Source organism: bacterium SCSIO 12643 (assembly GCA_024398135.1).
Lineage (GTDB): Bacteria > Bacteroidota > Bacteroidia > Flavobacteriales_G > Salibacteraceae > CAJXZP01.
On the sequence record CP073750.1, the window covers coordinates 1857405 to 1876349 of the forward strand.

An 18945-nucleotide genomic window follows, 5' to 3' on the forward strand; every position below is an offset into this window, starting at 1 on the left:
CGCCCTTAATTTTTTGAGTATGAATACGCAAAATGTGAGGGTACGCTTTGCCCCTAGTCCAACTGGACCATTACATATTGGTGGTGTTAGAACCGCTTTATATAATTACTTATTTGCAAAAAAGAATAACGGAACTTTTGTTCTAAGAATAGAGGATACAGATCAAACCAGATTTGTAAATAAAGCTGAGGAGTATATTCAGGAATCTTTAGACTGGTGTGGAATTTCACCAGATGAATCTCCATGGAATCCTGGTGAATATGGTCCTTATAGACAATCAGAAAGAAAAGCAATGTATAAACAATATGCTGATCTTATGATTAAAAATGGAACGGCATATTATGCTTTTGATACTCCAGAAGAATTAGACGAAGTTAGAAATAGAGCTAAAGAAGCTAAGATGCCTAATTGGCAATACAATCATATTACACGTAATTCTATGCAAAACTCATTAACATTGTCTGAGGATGCTGTTAATGAGAAAATCGCTAACGGAGAACCATATGTAATTAGAATCAAAATTCCTAGAAATGAGGAGATAAGATTTGAAGATGAAATTAGAGGTTGGGTAACTGTAAATAGCTCAAATATAGACGATAAAGTTATATTTAAATCAGATGGCATGCCTACATATCATCTAGCCAATATCGTAGATGATCATACTATGGAGATTACTCATGTCATCCGTGGTGAAGAATGGTTACCATCTGCCCCATTACATGTCTTGTTATATAGATATTTAGGTTGGGAAGAAACTATGCCAAAACTAGCACACCTGCCGTTAATACTAAAACCAGATGGAAACGGTAAATTAAGTAAGAGAGATGGTGATCGTTTAGGTTTTCCCGTATTTCCTCTAAACTGGCTTGATGAAAAATCCGGTGAACAATCCAGTGGTTATAGAGAAAGAGGATATTTTCCTGAAGCATTCATTAACATGTTAGCATTCTTAGGATGGAATCCTGGAACGAATGAAGAATTATTCACACTGTCTGAATTAGTTGAAGCATTTACATTAGAACGTGTGGGTAAATCAGGTGCTAAATTTGATGCCCAAAAAGCTTTATGGTACCAACAACAATATCTAAGATCTAAATCAAATCAGGATATTGCTGAAATGATAGTTCATGAACTACCTAAAAATGAATATTCTCAAGAAAATATTCAGGAAATATGTGGTTTAATGAAGGAAAGAGCGACCTTCTTAATTGATATTATCTCAGAAGGTGAATACTTCTTTACTTCACCAACTTCTTATGATGCAAAGACCATTAAGAAAAAATGGAAAGAACAAACTCCAAAATTACTTAATGAACTCCTGGAAGACTTTACACACATTTCAAATTTCAAACATGATGAAATTGAAAATGTGTTTAGCGAATTCTTAAAAAAGAAAGAAATAGGATTTGGACAAATTGGACCAGCATTTAGACTTGCAGTGACCGGTAAAGGAATGGGTCCATCACTATTTTCTATCTGCGAAATACTTGGCAAAGAAGAAACGCTTCAAAGAATATCCATTGCTTTAGAAACAATAAAGTAACATGGGAGTTGTAGAAGTTAAAGGGATTTCCGTACGTGCTTTTCATGGATGTATTGATGAAGAAGCACTTGTGGGAGGTGATTTCTCTATTGATGTCCGTGTTCATGCTCCATTTACTGAAGCAGCCACTACGGACGATCTAAATAAAGCCATAGATTATGTGGTTATTACTGATTTGGTAAAAAAAGAAATGGCCATTAGGTCTAAGTTAATAGAAACTGTAGCATTACGCATAATCAGATCAATTCAAAGCTTTTACAATTTTGCAGATGAAATCGAAGTAACGGTAATAAAACATAGAGCACCAATCGAATCAGATGTAAAATCTGTAAGTGTATATTTAAATAGTAAAGAAATAGATTAATATCGTCCTATTTTATTACATTTGCCGCCCATAGGGTCTCGTGGCCGAGTGGCTTAGGCATCGGTCTGCAAAACCGAGTACAGCGGTTCGAATCCGCTCGAGACCTCCCAAAAACCTCAGCTAATTTTAGCTGGGGTTTTTTATTGGTTTAAAAATCAAAAAGTAACATTACCATTGAGTTTAAATAAAAATGCCCAGCTTCCCAGCCAGGCATTCTTCAATCAATCAATATAAACCAAATCAAGCTACCTCATTATCGGTAGATTTTGAAAAGAAGTAACTTCCTATCGATACACCTATTAAGGTGAGCAAAAACATTAGAAGATAGTAAAACCCAGTTCCAAAATCATTAAACATCCATGATTTCATAGGTCCTACTAAAGTTATCAGCCAAATTACTATTCCAATGATCTTATTTTTTCCCATTATTACTCGTATTATTATTTTGGCTTCTAAAGTAATAATTCTCTACAAATGAACATCATTATTACAATTAACCAACTGACAGATATCAAACTCTTAAATGACTATGATCATACTCAAATGCGATATAAGTATCTAATAAAGGTTAGTTTATTACAAAAGTGGATTAAATAAAATTTTGAATTAATTTAAGATAATACAATAATATTTTACATTAATTTTAATAATACAAATTATCTAAAACCAAATCACTCATAATACCATATTATACGGTAAATTAAATTTTAAGAGATTCTAATTCATATATTTACAAGAGTTTTCGAATCTATTAAAATTTATATTATGAGTCAAGAAGAAATTCTTCAACCCAAAACATTTACCGTTTGGAAGTATGTAATCGGTGGTTTTTTAGCTGGATTAATTACAGCGGCATTAAATAACATTATATTTTTCGTCATGCCATTAATACAAGAAATTGACTTTCCTCATAGTCTAGATGAAATGGCACTTACAATAGCATCATTCTTTCCGCCTATTTTAGCCTCAATATTTTACTTTATAGTATCATCAAAGAATTATTCTAAAGGAACGAAAGTATATCTGGCTATAATTGTAATAGCTTTTGCATTAAGTATAGTCGTACAATTTTTTCCCGAAAAATTAATAGAATTAGGATTACTGGAGGCTGGTGATATTCCAGAGAATCTAGCTTTACTTACTGTACCATTTCACATTACAACGGCATTAGTAGCTTTAATATTTATTCCAAAATTTGTTGGTTCTAAGGAAGATTAAATCAATCTTCCTCATTACCTAATATCTTTTTACCACTTAACCTTTCCGCTTTTCCATTTCGATACCTAACGGTGAGTAATATCAGACCCGTTTCATCATATCGTTTCCAATCACCTATTTTCATACCCAGCTCATACTTTCCTTCCAACATTTTCCTTCCCGAAGGATAATAGTATGTGTGCTTTCCATTAGGTTCATCTTCCAAATATTCACCTTCAAAAGCCTTTTTACCAGTACTTTTATAAGTTCCAAGCCAAGGCCCATGCATCATACCTTCTACATAATTACCTTTCTCAATATAATCACCGGTATTCACAACCCATTCACCTTCTTTTAATCCCTCAATATATTCACCTTGTTTTAAGATTTCTCCTTCTTCATCATATTCCACCAATTCTCCATCTTCCTTACCGTTGATATATGTTTCTTCTCTTTTAGTCGCACCATTTTCATAATACCACACCCATAAACCATGTGGTTTTCCACCCTTTCTATATTTACCTTTTTGTTCTAGTTTACCATTTGCATGATAAAACTTCCAGGGACCTATTCTTGCGCCATCTTTATACTCTCCCTCTCCGCGTAATTGACCATCGGTATAGTATTCCTTCCACTTACCTTGTTTTACGCCAGCAGAATCGATAATTCCCTCTCCAATTTTAATTCCGGCTTTATAGATAATAGTTTCTACAACAACCCCACCCGTATCATATTTTTTCCAAATACCATTTGGCTGAGATCCTAAATAGGTTTTCTCCCATTTAACACTGGCATTAGGATAAAATTCTCTGACGAGGTCTACTGCCATTAACTCAGCTGCATTTTCAACCACTTGTCCATTCACATATTTGATCGTACTCAGCTGTACTCCTTTTTTATCATACTCTCTGAAATAGCCATTCTTTAAACCATTTTTATATCTACCCTCAAGTTTCTTTATTTTGTCATCTGGTAGATCATCATAATACTCTATCCATAAACCAACTTTCTCATTTTTAGAATTATACTTATTAATAGCCTGACTACTTTTAATCACGCCCTTCTCATACGTCATAATAGCTACAATTCTTCCATCTCTTCCATACTGATATCCTCGACCTTCTAATACACCATCTTTATAAGGCTTTTCAAATTCTGGTCTGGCCAAATCCTGAAAATAATCAAATGACTTTCCTTGTAGTGTATCATTTATATAAGTTGACTGAGTGATTAAAAATCCCTCCTCAGAATAAATAAATGATTTTCCACTTTTTTTAGAGTTTTCATAATTAACCTTTTCTCTTAATAAACCATTTTCGTAATAGAAAAGCCAAATACTATCTAATTCATGAAATTTTCGATTTCCCTCTGATTTTAAAATTCCGCTTTCATAATAGTTTTTCCAGAATCCTTCTGGTTTACCATCTTTAAAATATCCTTCAGAGGATTTCTGTCCATTTGGATAATAAAAAACATTATATCCATTTGGATCAATTGAATTTTGAGAAAAGGAATTAGAGAAACTCAAAATAGATGTTATAAACAGTATTATATATTTATACATTCTTTTTTTAAAATTTTAAAACTAAACTACTATTATTATTAGCCTGTTGATAATGTGGATAGATTTTGATCGAATTATTTTTTTAAAAAATTATCAGTCTATTTTCATCAGTTATGAACACGAATTTAATATTAAATAAGTTGAAAATGAGTAAAAAAATAGGGTTGTTAACAATAGTGTTAATTTAATATTAACATGAAAACTTTTTGATTTTCTCTGTGTATGAAAATCAAAATTGTTGTTAGTAACTATCCCAAATAAAATCTTCAAATTATTTTTATTATTAAACTGATTTTCGAATTGAATATTTGATTTTAAAATGCAAATTATTTTTATCCAATCTTTACCAGCGTTATTAACATCCTACTCACGTTTTATTAACTTTTAATTAATATACACTCATTCACGAAGAAATAGGTGTTTATCATGGGTAAAATCATAAAGTGTAACATTAAACTTTTATACTTTTGAACGCATGGAAATAGATAAAAAAAATATTGCAATAGGTTGTGATCATGCAGGTTATGAACTTAAAAATAAAATCAAAAAAGATTTAATTAATAAAGGTTATTCAGTTAAGGACTTTGGAACAGATGGTCCGGAGTCCGTAGACTATCCGGATTATGTGCATCCATTAGCCTCAGCAATTGAAAATGGTGATCATGATTTAGGTATTGTAATATGCGGAAGTGGAAATGGTGTAAATTTAACTGTGAATAAGCACCAGGGAATTAGATCAGCTTTGTGTTGGGATGTGGAACTTGCTGAAATGGCTCGTTTACATAATGATGCAAATGTATTGGCTTTATCATCAAGATATGTAGACGAAGATGTTTCAATGAAGTGTGTAGATATCTTTTTGAATACGGAGTTTGAAGGAGGCCGTCACCAAAATAGGGTGAACAAAGTAGCATGTAGTTAATCTTAATAATATCAATATGAAAAAAGTTGTAGTAACACTTATTAGCCTACTATTACTCAATTTTGGATTTTCGCAAACCTTGATTGATTATACAGAATTAAAGAATATTTTACCTGAAGAGATAATGGGATATACTCTGAATGGTAAAAAAGAAGGTGCCACGATGAAAATGGAAGGGATGAGTATGTCAAACGCTTCAGCATCTTATATTAAAGATGATAATAGTATTGACATTGTTATCATGGATTATCTGAATTCGGATGAAATGTTTTCTAGTTCTGCAGCAATGGTAAAAGCGGGTATTAGTTATGAATCTGATGAAGGTTTTGCCCGAACTTTAACTCTAGATGGTAAAATGGGATATATTGCTGGTGATCATGGGTCAAAAAGCACTACACTTATTCTTATTTGGGATGAACGTTTCGTGTTAAATATTACAATAAGCGGAATGGTAGATGAAGATACGGTAAAGTCTATTTATTCTAAATTAGATTTAAGCACGCTTAAATAAGAAAACAACAAATGATATTTAAAGAGGAGTAATCACCAGATTACTCCTCTTTTTTATTTTATGCTAATGTGATATCAAATTGAACGAGATCAACAAATTGTTGAACTCTGGAATTGATTTCTTCATCAGATAGATTTTCAATTCGGATAGATCCAAATTTCTCAACACAGAACGAAGCCATTGCTGATCCATAGATAATTGCTCTTTTCATATTATCAAAAGAGATATTACCTGTTTGAGCCAAATAACCCACAAATCCTCCAGCAAAAGTGTCTCCTGCTCCTGTTGGATCAAAAACTTCTTCTAATGGTAGGGCAGGGGCAAAGAACACTTCATTTTCATTAAATAATAATGCACCGTGTTCGCCTTTTTTTATAATCAAAAAGCGTGGACCCATACTAATGATTTTTTGAGCTGCCTTCACTAAAGAATATTCACCTGAAAGTTGTCTGGCTTCTTCGTCATTTATAGTTAATACATCAATTTTTGATATCACATTATCTAAATCTTCACGGGCAATATCCATCCAGAAGTTCATAGTATCCAAAACAACTAATTTTGGTCTGGTAGGCATCTGATCAATTACACTTAATTGAACATCCGGAGATAGATTTCCCAACATTAGAATATCTACATTTTTAAATGATTCAGGTACTACCGGTTTAAAATGCTCCAAAACATTTAATTCGGTAACCAAGGTATCTCTGGAATTCATATCATTATGATATTTTCCGGACCAAAAGAAAGACTTTTCACCCTGTTTTATTTCTAAACCTTCCGTATCAATATTCTTTTTATGGAATAGATCAATATATTCCTGAGGAAAATCATCTCCAATTACAGATACAATTCCAAGGTCTTTTGTAAAGTAAGAAGAAGTCAAACTTATGTATGTTCCGGCACCTCCAACAATTTTATCACTTTTTCCAAATGGTGTTTCAATTTGGTCAAATGCAACAGAACCAACGACTAATAAACTCATCAAATTTTTATTTTAAATTTTTTTTACAAATGTATTGCATAGATTATAAAATATGCATAATATTGCCCCCCGATTTGAGAGAGATACTTTTTCAAATCCTGAGCATTCCTCCATAGCTCAGTTGGTTAGAGCACCTGACTGTTAATCAGGGTGTCCCTGGTTCAAGTCCAGGTGGGGGAGCAGGAAGCCTTCATAGCAATATGAAGGCTTTTTTTATGCTTTAAAATCTGAAGGTAAATTGCGCGCAGCGCAACCCACGGATTAGTTGAACAAAAGTAGTCCAATATTGGTATTTTGTTTAAAATGAGTGTTTTGTGGTCTTAACTATTGACTACTAATTATAACGGTACTTTTTACTTGATTTATAAATGCTAGGTTGTTAATCAGAACAAATGGCTAGAAAAGAGAGAGTGAATCAGATGAAATCAGATGTATTACCCACCTAAATTGGACATTTACCACAGCTAAAAGATAGATTTTCTATTCTTCGAGTTATTCTAGCTAGTTTTTGGTTATAAGAAGGTGTTTCAAATTCCAAATTAAAGACTTCAACAGGGATTAAACCATTTAAGCTACCATTGGGTCGGATGGTATTGATTTCGTTGATTATAGAAGGTAAAAGTTCATTAGGATCAGCTTTACCAGTTTTTCTAAGGATAGGTCTTAAGTAGTATTTTTTTATCGTTTGATTTGTAGCTTCCACCATAGAGTTGGAGAACCTGATATCTATCAATGATCTTAATTTAGATATGGATAATTGATTCATTTCAATGGCTTGTTGAATTTGATTTTCAGAACCACCATCTACTACTAATTTGATAGGTTGACTTAGTGGTGAAATTACATTTTTATAAGCGTTCATCAGGTTTTCAAACATTAATTCAGCAGATAGTTTTTCAGAGACTTTCCAGGAAAGGATCATTCTGGAAAAATTATCTATTACGAGGTAGATGTGATATCGTTTTCCATTGTTATCCCATTTAGTCACATCCGCATGCCAGTATTCATTAAGAAAAGAAGCTTTCAATCCTTCCTTTCTACGTTTCTTTTTGATCCATCTACGAGTTAAACCTAATAGTCGCGTATATTTATAAAATGTAGACTCAGAAAATTGAAAAGCACCTGTTCTAATTCCATAATAATAAATAGAGATGGCAGGCCAATGATTAAAATTAGGATTTAACATTAAAGATTTTAGTCGACCAATTTCGACATAAGAAAGTTGCAAAGGATTGGCTCGAAAACAAAATTGAGAAACAGATTCTAAGCATTCATATTTTACTTGATGGATATATCCTTGAAGTGTCGTTCTTTTTAAACCAAGTAATCGTGCAATTTTATTATGATTGATATACTGCTTAAGGTATAGCGTGAAATCGGCTACTTTTTCAAGGCTTTGTTTCATGATTTTAAAGTGCTGACCAGAGGAGATGTATTGAGAAATAAGAAATATATTTATTTTGAATAGCACCCGAAGACTTCTTTTTTGCTGTTGATTTTCGAGAGCAAGTTGAAGCATATCAGAGTGCTTTTCAACTTTATCACACCAATCGGAACCAATATATTTTTGATCTTTTTTATTACTCCAACGTTTTTTATTGCTGGGTGGAATCAAGCGATCAATTTCATTAGGGACATAAGCTTCTAAATGATATAGGTTTTTTAACCGGGTATCATAAGTATTGTAAAGATTCATTAATAAGGGTATCTTTGATTAGGTTTTAGATATATCTAAAGATAAAATTTAAGAAATTATGGATATTCAAGCAGCAAAGTTACTTTTAGTAGAGAAAATATTAAATGTTAGAACTGAAGAAGTCATAGAAAAGCTGAATAAGATTTTAGATAAAGAAATAATAGTAGGTTATACTACAGAAGGTAAGCCGTTAACCAAGAAAGCATATAATAAACGGTTAAAAAAAGCAGAAGCACAAATAGCGTCTGGGAATTATCTTACTCAAGAAGAATTAGAGAAAGAATCAGAAAACTGGTAATGGGAGAGCTTAAAATAATTTGGTCAAAACAAGCTCAAGAAGCTGTCAAAAGTATTTATGATTACTATAAAGACAAATCTTTGCAAGGAGCAAAGAATGTGAAAAGAGATATTTTACAAAGTCCCAAGAATATAAGTTACTCTAAACAATATCAAGTAGATGAAATCAACCCTAAATATCGCAGAATAGTAGTGCGTGATTACAAGGTTTTGTACAATGAAAATAACAATGTCATTGAAATAATGGATGTAATAAGTACGTTACAATCACCAGAAATCCTGAAGAATAAATAACTTAAAAAATTTTTGGATCCGTTTGGATACAATTTGGATATATCTAAAAACTAACAAAAGAGTGATGGAATAAGTTATAGTTTTATGGCAACCAAATGGGATGCCTTAAATTAACATATTACGAAGGGGAGGAGACTCTAGAAAAAAGTTCACTTTTTATAGAAAAGGGTCTGGAAAAGAATGCGCGCGAAGAAAAAAAATGCGTAAGGGGCTATCGTTATGGCTTCCAGGGTATGGAAAGGGATAATGAGTGGAAAGGAGATGGAAATAGCTATAATACAGAGTACCGAATTAATGATCCAAGATTAGGTAAGTGGCTGAGTGTTGATCTGTTAGTGTTTTCTTATCCGAATATGAGTCCATTCATTTATGCAGCAAATAGTCCAACATTATATATAGATGAGAATGGAGAAGGACCTGTTCATGCCATGCAAAAGATGTTGGCACAAATAATTAGTGGAACGGTTGCCATAGAGATCACTGGAGAGGTTTCAATTGGTAGAGCATATACTGGAGCTATTGGAAAGGCAGTTGATCAAAATGGAAATGTAATGTTATATTATTCACATACTACTCCATTTGGAATGTCTATTCCGGGGATGACGGCTGGAGCAAAATTCTCTTTGTATGGAGGTGTTGAAAAGGTTCAAGATTTGCAAGGTACAGCATTTAGTTTCGGACTTAGTGGTGGTGTCCCGTTGGGGCCAACACCATTTGGTATTGGAGGAGGAATTGATGCCGAATTTAACCCAGCAGATTTAGTTGGGGTTAGCTTTTCAGGTATGGTTGATATAGGAATTCCTGTTTGGGCTGGTTTTACTGCTGATGTTAATACTACTAAGTCATTTGCATTTTTTACAGCTGCAGAATATAAGGTGTTGTTAGAGTATGGAGATAAAGTTTGGAGTAAAGCTAAATCAGAGGCAGATAGATTGACAAAAGAAGTTAATGAAGGCTTACGAGGTAATCAAACTGTAGGAAGATGGGAAGCAGGAATGGGTGATTCTGATTATAAAATGGAGTTTAGCTTAATGGAGGATGGATCTTATCAAGCTATATTTATTGGTACTTTATATTTTAAAGGTCAGAATGGTTCTACTGATACAAGTACTCAAATTAGAATAGAAACTGGGTTATTTTTTAATAAAGATGAGAATGGGAATTTCGTTTCGAAAAATTAGTATTGTAACAGGTATCGTTTTAATTGGATTAATCGTTACGTGGATAATTGTTGAAGACATTTCTTTGACGAAAAAAGGGGCGTTAGAACGATTGAAAAATGATATTGAATCTAACGATACATACTACATGGATCTTGTGAAAAGCTTCTGTAAAATAAAAACAAATAAGGGGCATATCTATTTTAATTATTTTCACAAAACAGATGAAATTGAGTTTTTATTAGTTAATAATGAGACTACATTACGTTTGAATGAAGATTCCATTCTGTTAAATATTGGACAAAACAAAACTGGTTTAATAAGAAAAATGAGAATTCTGAATTTAGAGAATTGCTTTATATATTCTAATTATGTTTCATTTAATTTTTCCAATTCCCATGCGTTTATTTCTAATTCTAAGATAATTAGTGGATGCAGTATTGATAAAGAAGAACTAGATATAATACAAAATTCGGAGGGTTATAATTTTAATCTATATGTAATGGATTCTTACATTTCAATTAGTGATAAAGCGATTGACCCTGTTAATAGGTTATGATATCCCCCGTGCTGATTCTCATTTAAAAACCAAATAATGGTTACGAATATTGGTAATAAGGTGTAAAACAATGGTTTTGAGAGTAGTTATCGAAGAGTGTTGGAAAGTAGAGGTTTAGGAAATAAAACCGAATAGATTTTTAGAAATTATAATGAATGGGTGTATGGTTTAACAACCCCAAGTAGCTAGCCATATGAATAAAGGAATGAGTAACAAGTTGATCATTTTAGCTTTTCAAGCTGCTAGGCAGGTTAGAAAAGTTTAATGGCAACTGGTTAATGAAAGAAGAAATAGAGATTAAAGAGGAACCACTAGCTTGAGAGTTAGTGGTTTTTTTGTGATTTAAAGTTTATCATAAAACATAGAAAGAATAACGATAAACTGCTCCCAGCGCAACCCACGGATTAGGTAAATAAAATTAGACCAATATTGGTATTTTATTTATAATGAGTATTTTGTGATCTTATCTGTTGATTGCTACATCATAGTAGTACTTTTCAATTGGTTTATGCGTATTGGATATTTGTAATTTAGGCTTTTTATGAAGTAACTATGTAGCACAAAATAAAGCCAAACAATAGCTAGTAAAAAAAGAAGATAAAAAAATAGGGATAGTGATAGGAGTAGCTTTTTTGTTGTTAGCTATTTACTTAGCGTGGGGCTTTTCTGATAGATACTATTATTTTGGAAGTGATAATGCAAAAAGGAAGAAAAGAATAGCTGCGGTAGTGAAAATCAAGGTTGGGGGTAGGGTGTCTCCATCTTTCGAATATGAGTTTTATGTTAATAACATAAGTTATAAAAGTTCAGAGTCCTTACCAGATAATCTATCCATACAGACTAAATCAGAGCTTGAAAAATATGTAGGAAAAAGGTATTTTGTAATTTATAGTGTAGAAAAACCAAAATACAGTGAGTTATTAATTGAAAAAGGAGCGGTTAAAAATGCTTCTTTAATAGCTCCGGACACGGGTTGGTTAGAAAATGAAAGAATACCTAATTACCCTGTAAGGGTTGACGAGTAAAATATAAATGTATCAGAAGCCTCTGATTTATCAGGGGCTTTTTACGTTTAAATTGTAGCTATATTTTTAATTTTTACAGACTGGAGGAAACCATCAAGAACCGCAGCACAACCCACGGAATAGTTAAATTATACCGGTCTAGTATTGATTATTTCAGCACAGACTCAGGTTGTCATCCGTCATAGGACGGACAAGTCTTCCAGCGTAGCGATAATGGCAACCGATTAAGAACTGGCGTTACCATACCTCAAATCCATTCGAACCAAAATGGCTAAACTACCCCAGTATAAAACAGCCATTTTATCGTAGTCAGAAAAGGTGTTAAAAAGGCCATGAGTATAGAATGTAATCAAACCTAAAAGTATTGAGTAAATCAGCATTTTATGTTCAGGTTCGTTGATTTTATATAAAAGCTGAATCCCCAGATAGACGCTATATAAAACAAGTGCTGTAAAAAGTATAAATCCTATAATTCCATTTTCTGATAAATAGGTGAGATACTCTGAATGCGCATTGCCTTTATTGCCCTGATGAGAACTTATTCGGGTCATAAATTCCGGGGTTTGATATTGATCATATACAAACTGGTAGGTACCTGACCCGTGGCCTGCAATAGGACGATCTAAAAACATCCGATATGCACAGACCCAACGATTGATCCGTTCCAGATTAGACGCGTCATTTTGTAGGTTGGTCACCGATGTAATATGAGTAGAAACATCGTCATCATATTTTGCCTCATTTTGTCGCAGCTGATCATAAATTGGATTAAAGTTAACGATCAGATATCCGGCAATAATGGCAACCAATAGAATCAATTGCCAGAATCGTACTTTGAATAATGTAGCGATATAAAAGACGAACGCAATTGCAATACTAATCCATGCGGCACGGGAGTAAGAGAGAATAAATGCCGTTAGAAACAAAGCAGATAATAGAATGGATAAAATTCTAAATCGTTTTTGTGAAGTATTGAATATCTGCAGAATGAAAAATGGAATAATGAAAGCCAAACATGCTGCGTATATGGTGTGATCGTTATAGAATGGCTGGCATACATATACAGAAGATGATTGTAAGAAATCTAATAAATGGTGCTTGTAAAATGCATTCATTATGGGAATAATCATCCCAATCCCATAGAGCCAAAAAAGTCTTTTTTGATCTGATATTTTGAGCAGTAACTGGGTGGAAACAAAATAAAAAACACCAATAAAAAGTACTTTCAGTAAAATACGTTTAAAGGCAACATCCTGATACTCGCTAAAGACTAAAGAAACAAAGGACCATGCTAAATCTAAAATCAATAGAATGGAAATGGGGTGTTTCAAAATGGTTGAATGGATAGAAAGCCCGGATAACCACTTTATGATAAACAGGAATGCGAGTAAGACTATGGTTATTTCTGTAGGCGCAGAAATTTTGAAACCACCGGAAATTAGAATATCAAGAGATAGCGGAGTAAACAAGAAGACGAATAACAGGATTCTATTCAGTTTAGAAACGAAAAGTGTTATTGAAACAATAGCTACAATGCTACCCAGAATAATCCATAAGGATTCGAGTTCCTCATGAAATAAAAACCAGGATACCAGACATAATGCAACTGCTAAAAAGGAGATTAAATATTTATTTTGCTTCCATAGCACCATATTTAATCATCTTTCAAAATAGTTTGAATTTCGCGAAGCTTTATTTGAAAAATAAAAAACATAAGGCTAAAGATCAACCCGGCAGTGCCACCAATAATTCCATTTTTTAAAGTGGATGGAGAAGTCTTTTTGCCATCCGGTACTGCATGCGTTACTTCATAGATACCGGGGAAAGGAAGACTGATTTTTTCATGAGCTACCTTAAGATCATTTTTTAACGAATTCAATATTCCCAGCTCATGGTAGTAGTCGTTAATTAGTTTCTCTACTGTAATGGAATAATTGTTTTTTAAGCTATTTAATACCGTTTCATCACCCAATTGTTGAATCGCCTTATTCTTTCTTTCCTGAATCACGATTTCATTGTTTTGAGAAAGAGCATTACGTTCTTCAGATGGTACGCTATTGAAGATTTGAGTCAGCAAATGGGTTACTTTTTCTTCTTGTTGTGAGATTTGTTTTTCAAGATTTTGTACCAAAATAGTGGTGTTGGCTAAAAACATATCTCTACGTATGGTATCGACATAACTGATCATACCGTTCACCATATCTGCAGATCTTTGAGGATCTTTACTACTTACTTCTATCTCTACCGACAAATATTTGTTTCGAGAAAAAGAAATATCATGATGGTACTTTTTATCCAGACTGTGTATCCATTCAGCGCTTGAAGTATCGATTTCGTAGTAATCGATCAAATCAAAAGTTTCAACTACCCAATCTTGCATGATTCGGGATTGAAAGAGCTGTATCAATCTATCCGAATGAATTTCATATCCAAAATCAGGGTGAGCAACCACATCTTTGATAGAATTGGATGCTGTGGGATATACAATGCCTAAGGCCGTATACTTTTTAGGAATAAAAAAAGTAAGTCCCATAGCAAGCAGTGCAAAAACTACCGTTACCAGTGCTATTTTTTTTCTTTGAGTATATAAGCCTTTTAGAAGTATAGTATTGGTTTGATTTTCGTTCACGAAATAAAATTGAATTGATAATGACTCTCACAAATTTAAGTTCATATTTAGAACGTACAAGTTTTTATAATCTGATCAAAAAGTGCATTGGAGTAATAATCATTTTCGTATTTTTCAACCAAAATACTTTTGATGGAGAACCTACCACGACAAAACGATCAAAAACCATCTAGAATTACCTGGGCTGCAATATGGACAGATTTTTTATCTGTCATGAACTTTGAGAGAGGAGTATTGTATACGCTTAGAGGATTGTTGCAAAACCCCAAACAAACCATTGATGAGTATTTATATGAATCTCGGTGGAATCATGCCAATCCCATGCGCTTGTTGATTTTTTCAACTGCTTTGTTGACCCTGTTAAATTATTATTTCATTTTGGTACCTAATATGAATCAGGGAAATTTTAATTTCCAGAATGTTGGATCATATGAAATGGGAGAAAGTTTGGGTAAAGGGCTTTCAGAATTAGAGGAAGATATGGGTTTAGATATTAAAAAGAAACCTAAGTTCAGTAAAGAGGAAATGGAAAAGAAGAAACAAGAAATGGTCAAATTGGTTATGGATAGAGTGTTTCAGTATATGGATAAGTTTACATTTTCTTTAGTTCCCATTTTCGCTTTCTTCACCTTCTTCTTTTTTCGTAAATCGGGTTATAATTATACTGAAAATCTAGTGATTAATGCATTTATGATATCAGAGATTAATGTGATGAACTTATTGACGGTTGCACCTACGGTATGGTATCCAATAATAACTTCATTAATCGGAAGTATAGCGATGATGGTGTTCACGATGTATTATATTATGAACGTGTTTGGTGCAAGTGGAATATGGGGCTTTATCAAGGCGATTTTTGCCATGACGTTTTCTTATATTGTTTATGCCTTAGTGATTATGTCCGTAATGTTATTCATGGTTCAGGATATGATTTTGACGTAAATGAAGTGTTAATACACAATCATTATTGGGTTAAGAATACGGTCATTTCTATTAAATATTTTTTCATTTGATTAAGTTTGCTACGTTTACAAAATGAAAACTTTGTCAATATGAAACTAATACTTACTAAATTAACTCTAATTTGTTGTCTGTTTATTTCCCTTCCTTCATGGGGGCAGACCGTATTCTATTCAGAAGATTTTTCAGGTGATGTGGGAAAAGGAGTACAGGGCCCATCTCCATATACATACGATACTACAGGTATGACCTGGACCATTGATGTAAGTGCAACAACTTTAAGTGCTTCTTCCGATTTTTTCAAAGTTGATGGATTGGGTGAATTTAAAGGAAGAGACTTAGATGGTGAAGCAGTTTGGATGTCACCGGTAGTGACCATTTCAAGTGCTTCTTCAGTAGATTTAAGTGTAGATGTGGCAGATTCTGGGACTTTGGCTGGTACAGAATATATCCGTGTATACTATAAATTGGATGGTGGATCAGAAACTCTATTTGCCAATAATGGAGATAACACAGATGATTTTACCTCTGCAACTGCTACTCAGGATTCTCTGATCGGAACAACTGTTCAAATTGTAATTAGAACATATAATAATGCAGGTACAAAAGCACACAAGTTTGATAATGTGACGATAACGGAAAACATTACAAATGTTCAAAGTTTATATGATTTACCGGATGCCAGCGACATAGATTTAAAATGGAGCGATCCGGCATCACCATTTGATGAAATTTTAGTAGTAGCAAATCAGGGGAGTGCAATTACAGCTGGCTTACCTACAGGAGATGGATCTTCTTATACGGCAAATTCTACTTTAGGATCAGGAACCAGTTTATTGGGCGGAACTGTGGTATATAAAGGTTCTGCAACTACCTGTAATTTTACAGGAGTATCAGGTCCAAACACTTATTATGTAAAGGTATTTACCAGAAAGGGAACTTCATGGAGTAATGGATCCGAACTAACCATTTCTTATAATCCCCCGGGAGTTGGAGAGGTGTTGATTACAGAATATGCACGTCATGCGACTATTTCAGATTACAGCTATATTGAATTATACAATACTACCGGAAACGATATCAATTTGGCGGGTGCCAAAATGATTGTAAACAATGCGGGGTCGACTAGTCAGATTGTAGATTTAAGAACAGATATTGGTGGGCCTATTATTGTTCCTGCCAATGGATTTTTAATCTTAAATCGAAACCGAGCACAATCTAATTTTGAATCTACCTGGGGCGTGGATTTATCCAACACCGGATATACGGTTAATTACAACCGAACAGCAATTAACAATTTTGGAAACAACAAGTTATTTGTTTTAAAACTAGGTGGAACCGAAGGTGTGGATGATGGTACTTTGATTGATGAAACAAAAGAGTTTACCGCTTCATTAGGAAAACGTGTATATCAGGTACCTTTAGGATATTGGTCAGATAATATTGATGATTCAGCTGATAATGCAACTCCGGGAGCTTTTGATTCGTATGGAGATATTACAGATATCAATTTATCCTATTCTAATGGAGCATGGCATAATGCAACAGGTTATGCACATTCTCAACCATCTTCTTCAACAGGAGCAGCAAATGCAGTGATTATTGGTGGAGATGCGACTTTCAATGATGGAAGTGCACTAAGCAAATTGAGAATTTGTGCTGGCGCAGGTACGAGTATCACCACAGAGGATATTTCCGTATCATCTGAAATTCTGATCGAGCATAATGGATCATTGACTGTTACGTCCACAGGATCTGTAACTTGTTCGGGAGATATCATTATTGAAAAAGAAGGGTATAATGCAGCCACAGATTACAATGCATGGGGATCACCATTTTCTACATTGTTAAGAATGGATAGCGTGTTTACTTCTCATAACAATTGTGACTTTTACGGATTTCAAGCATCAAATCAATCCTGGAAACATGATTATACTGTTGGCGAAACGATTAGTTGTGCAGGTTTTTCTTATACAGTAACCAGTGGAAATGTCATTTCCAGTCCGGAAGGAAATCCTGATGGGAAATTTGATCCTGCACGTGGATATTTTATTGTAGGAAATTCCAGCAATAAATACAGTTTTAAGGTTAACGGTGGAGCTATGAATAATGGTGATTTAACAGCTAATATTTATGGAAGTAGCACAGCGGTATTGACGGGTTCAAATGATTGGAATTTGATAAGTAATCCATACCCATCAGCATTATCCATAAATAGTTTCCTTTCTACGAATAGCGGTACCATTTCGAATGCAGTGTATTTATACAATCCCGGTTCAGGAATGAATACTTCCTCATCCTACACAACATACAATAGTACAGATGGAAAATACGTAGCATCTTGTCAGGGGTTTTATGTAGATGCAAGTACTTCAACAGATGGATTGGTGGGAACCGTATCATTTAGCAATTCTATGCGTTCAAATACCAATGATGATTTTAGATCCATCCTATCCTATTTCGGAGTGTATTTAAAAGCGTCAAATGCCAATCAGGTAGAAGATCAAACCAGAGTTTATTTTGACTTGGATGCGCAAGAAGGACTGGATTCAAAGTTTGATGCGGTTAAACTCGAAAATTCTGGATTTAACCTAAGTTCTAAATCTGGCGGAAAGCATTTGGTGTTTAACGGACTACCAGCGTTAACGACAGAGACTACTGTGGTTCCATTACATTTTCAAACAAGCGAGGCATCTGTATTCACTATAAGCTTAGATTCATTAATTGGTTCATTTTCGAATAAGGATGTTTTATTGGAAGATCGCTACATGCGTAAGTTTTATGATTTAAAATATCAGGAATGTCAATTTGCTTCTCAGCCAAAAGAGTGGGCCAATAGATTTTACTTACATATCATCCATAAAAAAGATGGAGCCAATTCAGGGTCTGGACCTGATATTACTACGGGAATAGAAGAGTTAAATGAGGATGAGGTAAAAGTATTTGCAACACAAGAAGAAATTGTTGTATCATTATTAAGTGAGAACAGCGAGATCACTCAAATAGATGTGATTGGGCTGAAAGGAGAGGTATTGGTAAATCAAAAAACATCAGGAACTACCTGGAGATTAAATAGCTCTGCTTATTCCAAAGGTGTGTACGTTGTAAGAGTTCATACAGCAAATGGTGAATTGTTTATCAAACGTATCATCATTCAATAAGAGAGGAATTCATAAAAAATGGAAAAAGGCCGCGATTTCTCGCGGCCTTTTTTGTGTAAAACTAACAGCATATTAACAAGT

General features: G+C 33.7%; 17 protein-coding genes and 2 tRNA genes. 14 read left to right on the forward strand and 5 right to left on the reverse strand.

What is annotated here, in order from left to right:
• Positions 1 to 19: 19 nt before the first annotated feature.
• The 4 genes from KFE94_07900 (at position 20) to KFE94_07915 (ending at position 3125) form a co-directional block, all read left to right on the forward strand.
• Positions 20 to 1543 carry a glutamate--tRNA ligase gene (locus KFE94_07900; protein ID UTW68026.1) on the forward strand — a complete coding sequence of 508 codons (1524 nt, stop codon included), beginning with the start codon at positions 20 to 22 and terminating at the stop codon, positions 1541 to 1543.
• A gap of 1 nt (position 1544) precedes the next feature.
• Positions 1545 to 1907: a dihydroneopterin aldolase gene (gene folB, locus KFE94_07905; protein ID UTW68027.1), complete on the forward strand. Its 363-nt coding sequence runs from the start codon at positions 1545 to 1547 to the stop codon at positions 1905 to 1907.
• Positions 1908 to 1941: 34 nt separating this feature from the next.
• Positions 1942 to 2013 (forward strand) — tRNA-Cys (locus KFE94_07910).
• Positions 2014 to 2672: 659 nt separating this feature from the next.
• The gene (locus KFE94_07915) at positions 2673 to 3125 is read left to right on the forward strand and encodes a hypothetical protein (protein UTW68028.1); all 453 of its coding nucleotides are present in this window, start codon (positions 2673 to 2675) and stop codon (positions 3123 to 3125) included.
• A 1-nt stretch (position 3126) separates the two neighbouring features.
• On the opposite strand, the gene KFE94_07920 is transcribed toward KFE94_07915, so the two are convergent.
• Positions 3127 to 4668, reverse strand: a complete 1542-nt coding sequence (locus KFE94_07920; protein UTW68029.1) for a hypothetical protein — start codon at positions 4666 to 4668, stop codon at positions 3127 to 3129.
• 475 nt (positions 4669 to 5143) lie between these two features.
• Here KFE94_07920 and rpiB point away from each other — a divergent pair, with 475 nt between their 5' ends.
• Together rpiB and KFE94_07930 are read left to right on the forward strand one after the other, a co-directional pair.
• Entirely contained in the window at positions 5144 to 5590 is a 447-nt protein-coding gene (gene rpiB, locus KFE94_07925; protein UTW68030.1) for a ribose 5-phosphate isomerase B, read from the forward strand.
• A gap of 16 nt (positions 5591 to 5606) precedes the next feature.
• Positions 5607 to 6101 (forward strand): hypothetical protein, encoded by a 495-nt coding sequence (locus KFE94_07930; GenBank protein ID UTW68031.1) that lies wholly within the window; start codon positions 5607 to 5609, stop codon positions 6099 to 6101.
• Positions 6102 to 6159: 58 nt separating this feature from the next.
• Here the strand turns inward: KFE94_07930 and KFE94_07935 are convergent, their stop codons facing one another.
• Positions 6160 to 7083 carry a sugar kinase gene (locus tag KFE94_07935; GenBank protein UTW68032.1) on the reverse strand — a complete coding sequence of 308 codons (924 nt, stop codon included), beginning with the start codon at positions 7081 to 7083 and terminating at the stop codon, positions 6160 to 6162.
• Positions 7084 to 7189: 106 nt separating this feature from the next.
• Here KFE94_07935 and KFE94_07940 point away from each other — a divergent pair.
• Positions 7190 to 7263: transfer RNA gene (locus KFE94_07940), tRNA-Asn, on the forward strand.
• A 262-nt stretch (positions 7264 to 7525) separates the two neighbouring features.
• Here the strand turns inward: KFE94_07940 and KFE94_07945 are convergent.
• The gene (locus KFE94_07945) at positions 7526 to 8779 is read right to left on the reverse strand and encodes a transposase family protein (GenBank protein UTW68033.1); all 1254 of its coding nucleotides are present in this window, start codon (positions 8777 to 8779) and stop codon (positions 7526 to 7528) included.
• 58 nt (positions 8780 to 8837) lie between these two features.
• On the opposite strand from KFE94_07945, the gene KFE94_07950 reads away from it, so the two are divergent.
• The 5 genes from KFE94_07950 to KFE94_07970 all read left to right on the forward strand — a co-directional run bounded on the left by KFE94_07950 (position 8838) and on the right by KFE94_07970 (position 12114).
• Entirely contained in the window at positions 8838 to 9077 is a 240-nt protein-coding gene (locus tag KFE94_07950) for a hypothetical protein (protein ID UTW68034.1), read from the forward strand.
• Positions 9077 to 9370 (forward strand): type II toxin-antitoxin system RelE/ParE family toxin, encoded by a 294-nt coding sequence (locus KFE94_07955; GenBank protein ID UTW68035.1) that lies wholly within the window; start codon positions 9077 to 9079, stop codon positions 9368 to 9370. The genes KFE94_07950 and KFE94_07955 overlap by 1 nt, the downstream gene beginning before the upstream one ends.
• Positions 9371 to 9603: 233 nt before the next feature.
• The gene (locus KFE94_07960) at positions 9604 to 10551 is read left to right on the forward strand and encodes a hypothetical protein (GenBank protein UTW68036.1); all 948 of its coding nucleotides are present in this window, start codon (positions 9604 to 9606) and stop codon (positions 10549 to 10551) included.
• The gene (locus KFE94_07965) at positions 10526 to 11089 is read left to right on the forward strand and encodes a hypothetical protein (protein ID UTW68037.1); all 564 of its coding nucleotides are present in this window, start codon (positions 10526 to 10528) and stop codon (positions 11087 to 11089) included. The genes KFE94_07960 and KFE94_07965 overlap by 26 nt, the downstream gene beginning before the upstream one ends.
• A 614-nt stretch (positions 11090 to 11703) precedes the next feature.
• Positions 11704 to 12114, forward strand: a complete 411-nt coding sequence (locus KFE94_07970; protein ID UTW68038.1) for a hypothetical protein — start codon at positions 11704 to 11706, stop codon at positions 12112 to 12114.
• A gap of 224 nt (positions 12115 to 12338) precedes the next feature.
• On the opposite strand, the gene KFE94_07975 is transcribed toward KFE94_07970, so the two are convergent.
• Positions 12339 to 13766, reverse strand: a complete 1428-nt coding sequence (locus tag KFE94_07975) for an O-antigen ligase family protein (GenBank protein UTW68039.1) — start codon at positions 13764 to 13766, stop codon at positions 12339 to 12341.
• Between the two features lie 2 nt (positions 13767 to 13768).
• The gene (locus KFE94_07980; GenBank protein ID UTW68040.1) at positions 13769 to 14743 is read right to left on the reverse strand and encodes a hypothetical protein; all 975 of its coding nucleotides are present in this window, start codon (positions 14741 to 14743) and stop codon (positions 13769 to 13771) included.
• A 132-nt stretch (positions 14744 to 14875) separates the two neighbouring features.
• On the opposite strand from KFE94_07980, the gene KFE94_07985 reads away from it, so the two are divergent.
• Together KFE94_07985 and KFE94_07990 are read left to right on the forward strand one after the other, a co-directional pair.
• Positions 14876 to 15685 (forward strand): DUF3667 domain-containing protein, encoded by an 810-nt coding sequence (locus tag KFE94_07985; protein ID UTW68041.1) that lies wholly within the window; start codon positions 14876 to 14878, stop codon positions 15683 to 15685.
• A gap of 110 nt (positions 15686 to 15795) precedes the next feature.
• Positions 15796 to 18864, forward strand: coding sequence for a T9SS type A sorting domain-containing protein (locus KFE94_07990; GenBank protein UTW68042.1), 3069 nt, complete (start codon positions 15796 to 15798; stop codon positions 18862 to 18864).
• Positions 18865 to 18945 lie beyond the last annotated feature (81 nt).

Coding starts and splice junctions, on each gene's coding strand:
- KFE94_07900 (UTW68026.1), top strand. CDS start 20: ATGAATACGCAAAATGTGAGGGTACGCTTTGCCCCTAGTCCAACTGGA.
- folB (UTW68027.1), top strand. CDS start 1,545: ATGGGAGTTGTAGAAGTTAAAGGGATTTCCGTACGTGCTTTTCATGGA.
- KFE94_07915 (UTW68028.1), top strand. CDS start 2,673: ATGAGTCAAGAAGAAATTCTTCAACCCAAAACATTTACCGTTTGGAAG.
- KFE94_07920 (UTW68029.1), bottom strand. CDS start 4,668: ATGTATAAATATATAATACTGTTTATAACATCTATTTTGAGTTTCTCT.
- rpiB (UTW68030.1), top strand. CDS start 5,144: ATGGAAATAGATAAAAAAAATATTGCAATAGGTTGTGATCATGCAGGT.
- KFE94_07930 (UTW68031.1), top strand. CDS start 5,607: ATGAAAAAAGTTGTAGTAACACTTATTAGCCTACTATTACTCAATTTT.
- KFE94_07935 (UTW68032.1), bottom strand. CDS start 7,083: ATGAGTTTATTAGTCGTTGGTTCTGTTGCATTTGACCAAATTGAAACA.
- KFE94_07945 (UTW68033.1), bottom strand. CDS start 8,779: ATGAATCTTTACAATACTTATGATACCCGGTTAAAAAACCTATATCAT.
- KFE94_07950 (UTW68034.1), top strand. CDS start 8,838: ATGGATATTCAAGCAGCAAAGTTACTTTTAGTAGAGAAAATATTAAAT.
- KFE94_07955 (UTW68035.1), top strand. CDS start 9,077: ATGGGAGAGCTTAAAATAATTTGGTCAAAACAAGCTCAAGAAGCTGTC.
- KFE94_07960 (UTW68036.1), top strand. CDS start 9,604: ATGGAAAGGGATAATGAGTGGAAAGGAGATGGAAATAGCTATAATACA.
- KFE94_07965 (UTW68037.1), top strand. CDS start 10,526: ATGGGAATTTCGTTTCGAAAAATTAGTATTGTAACAGGTATCGTTTTA.
- KFE94_07975 (UTW68039.1), bottom strand. CDS start 13,766: ATGGTGCTATGGAAGCAAAATAAATATTTAATCTCCTTTTTAGCAGTT.
- KFE94_07985 (UTW68041.1), top strand. CDS start 14,876: ATGGAGAACCTACCACGACAAAACGATCAAAAACCATCTAGAATTACC.
- KFE94_07990 (UTW68042.1), top strand. CDS start 15,796: ATGAAACTAATACTTACTAAATTAACTCTAATTTGTTGTCTGTTTATT.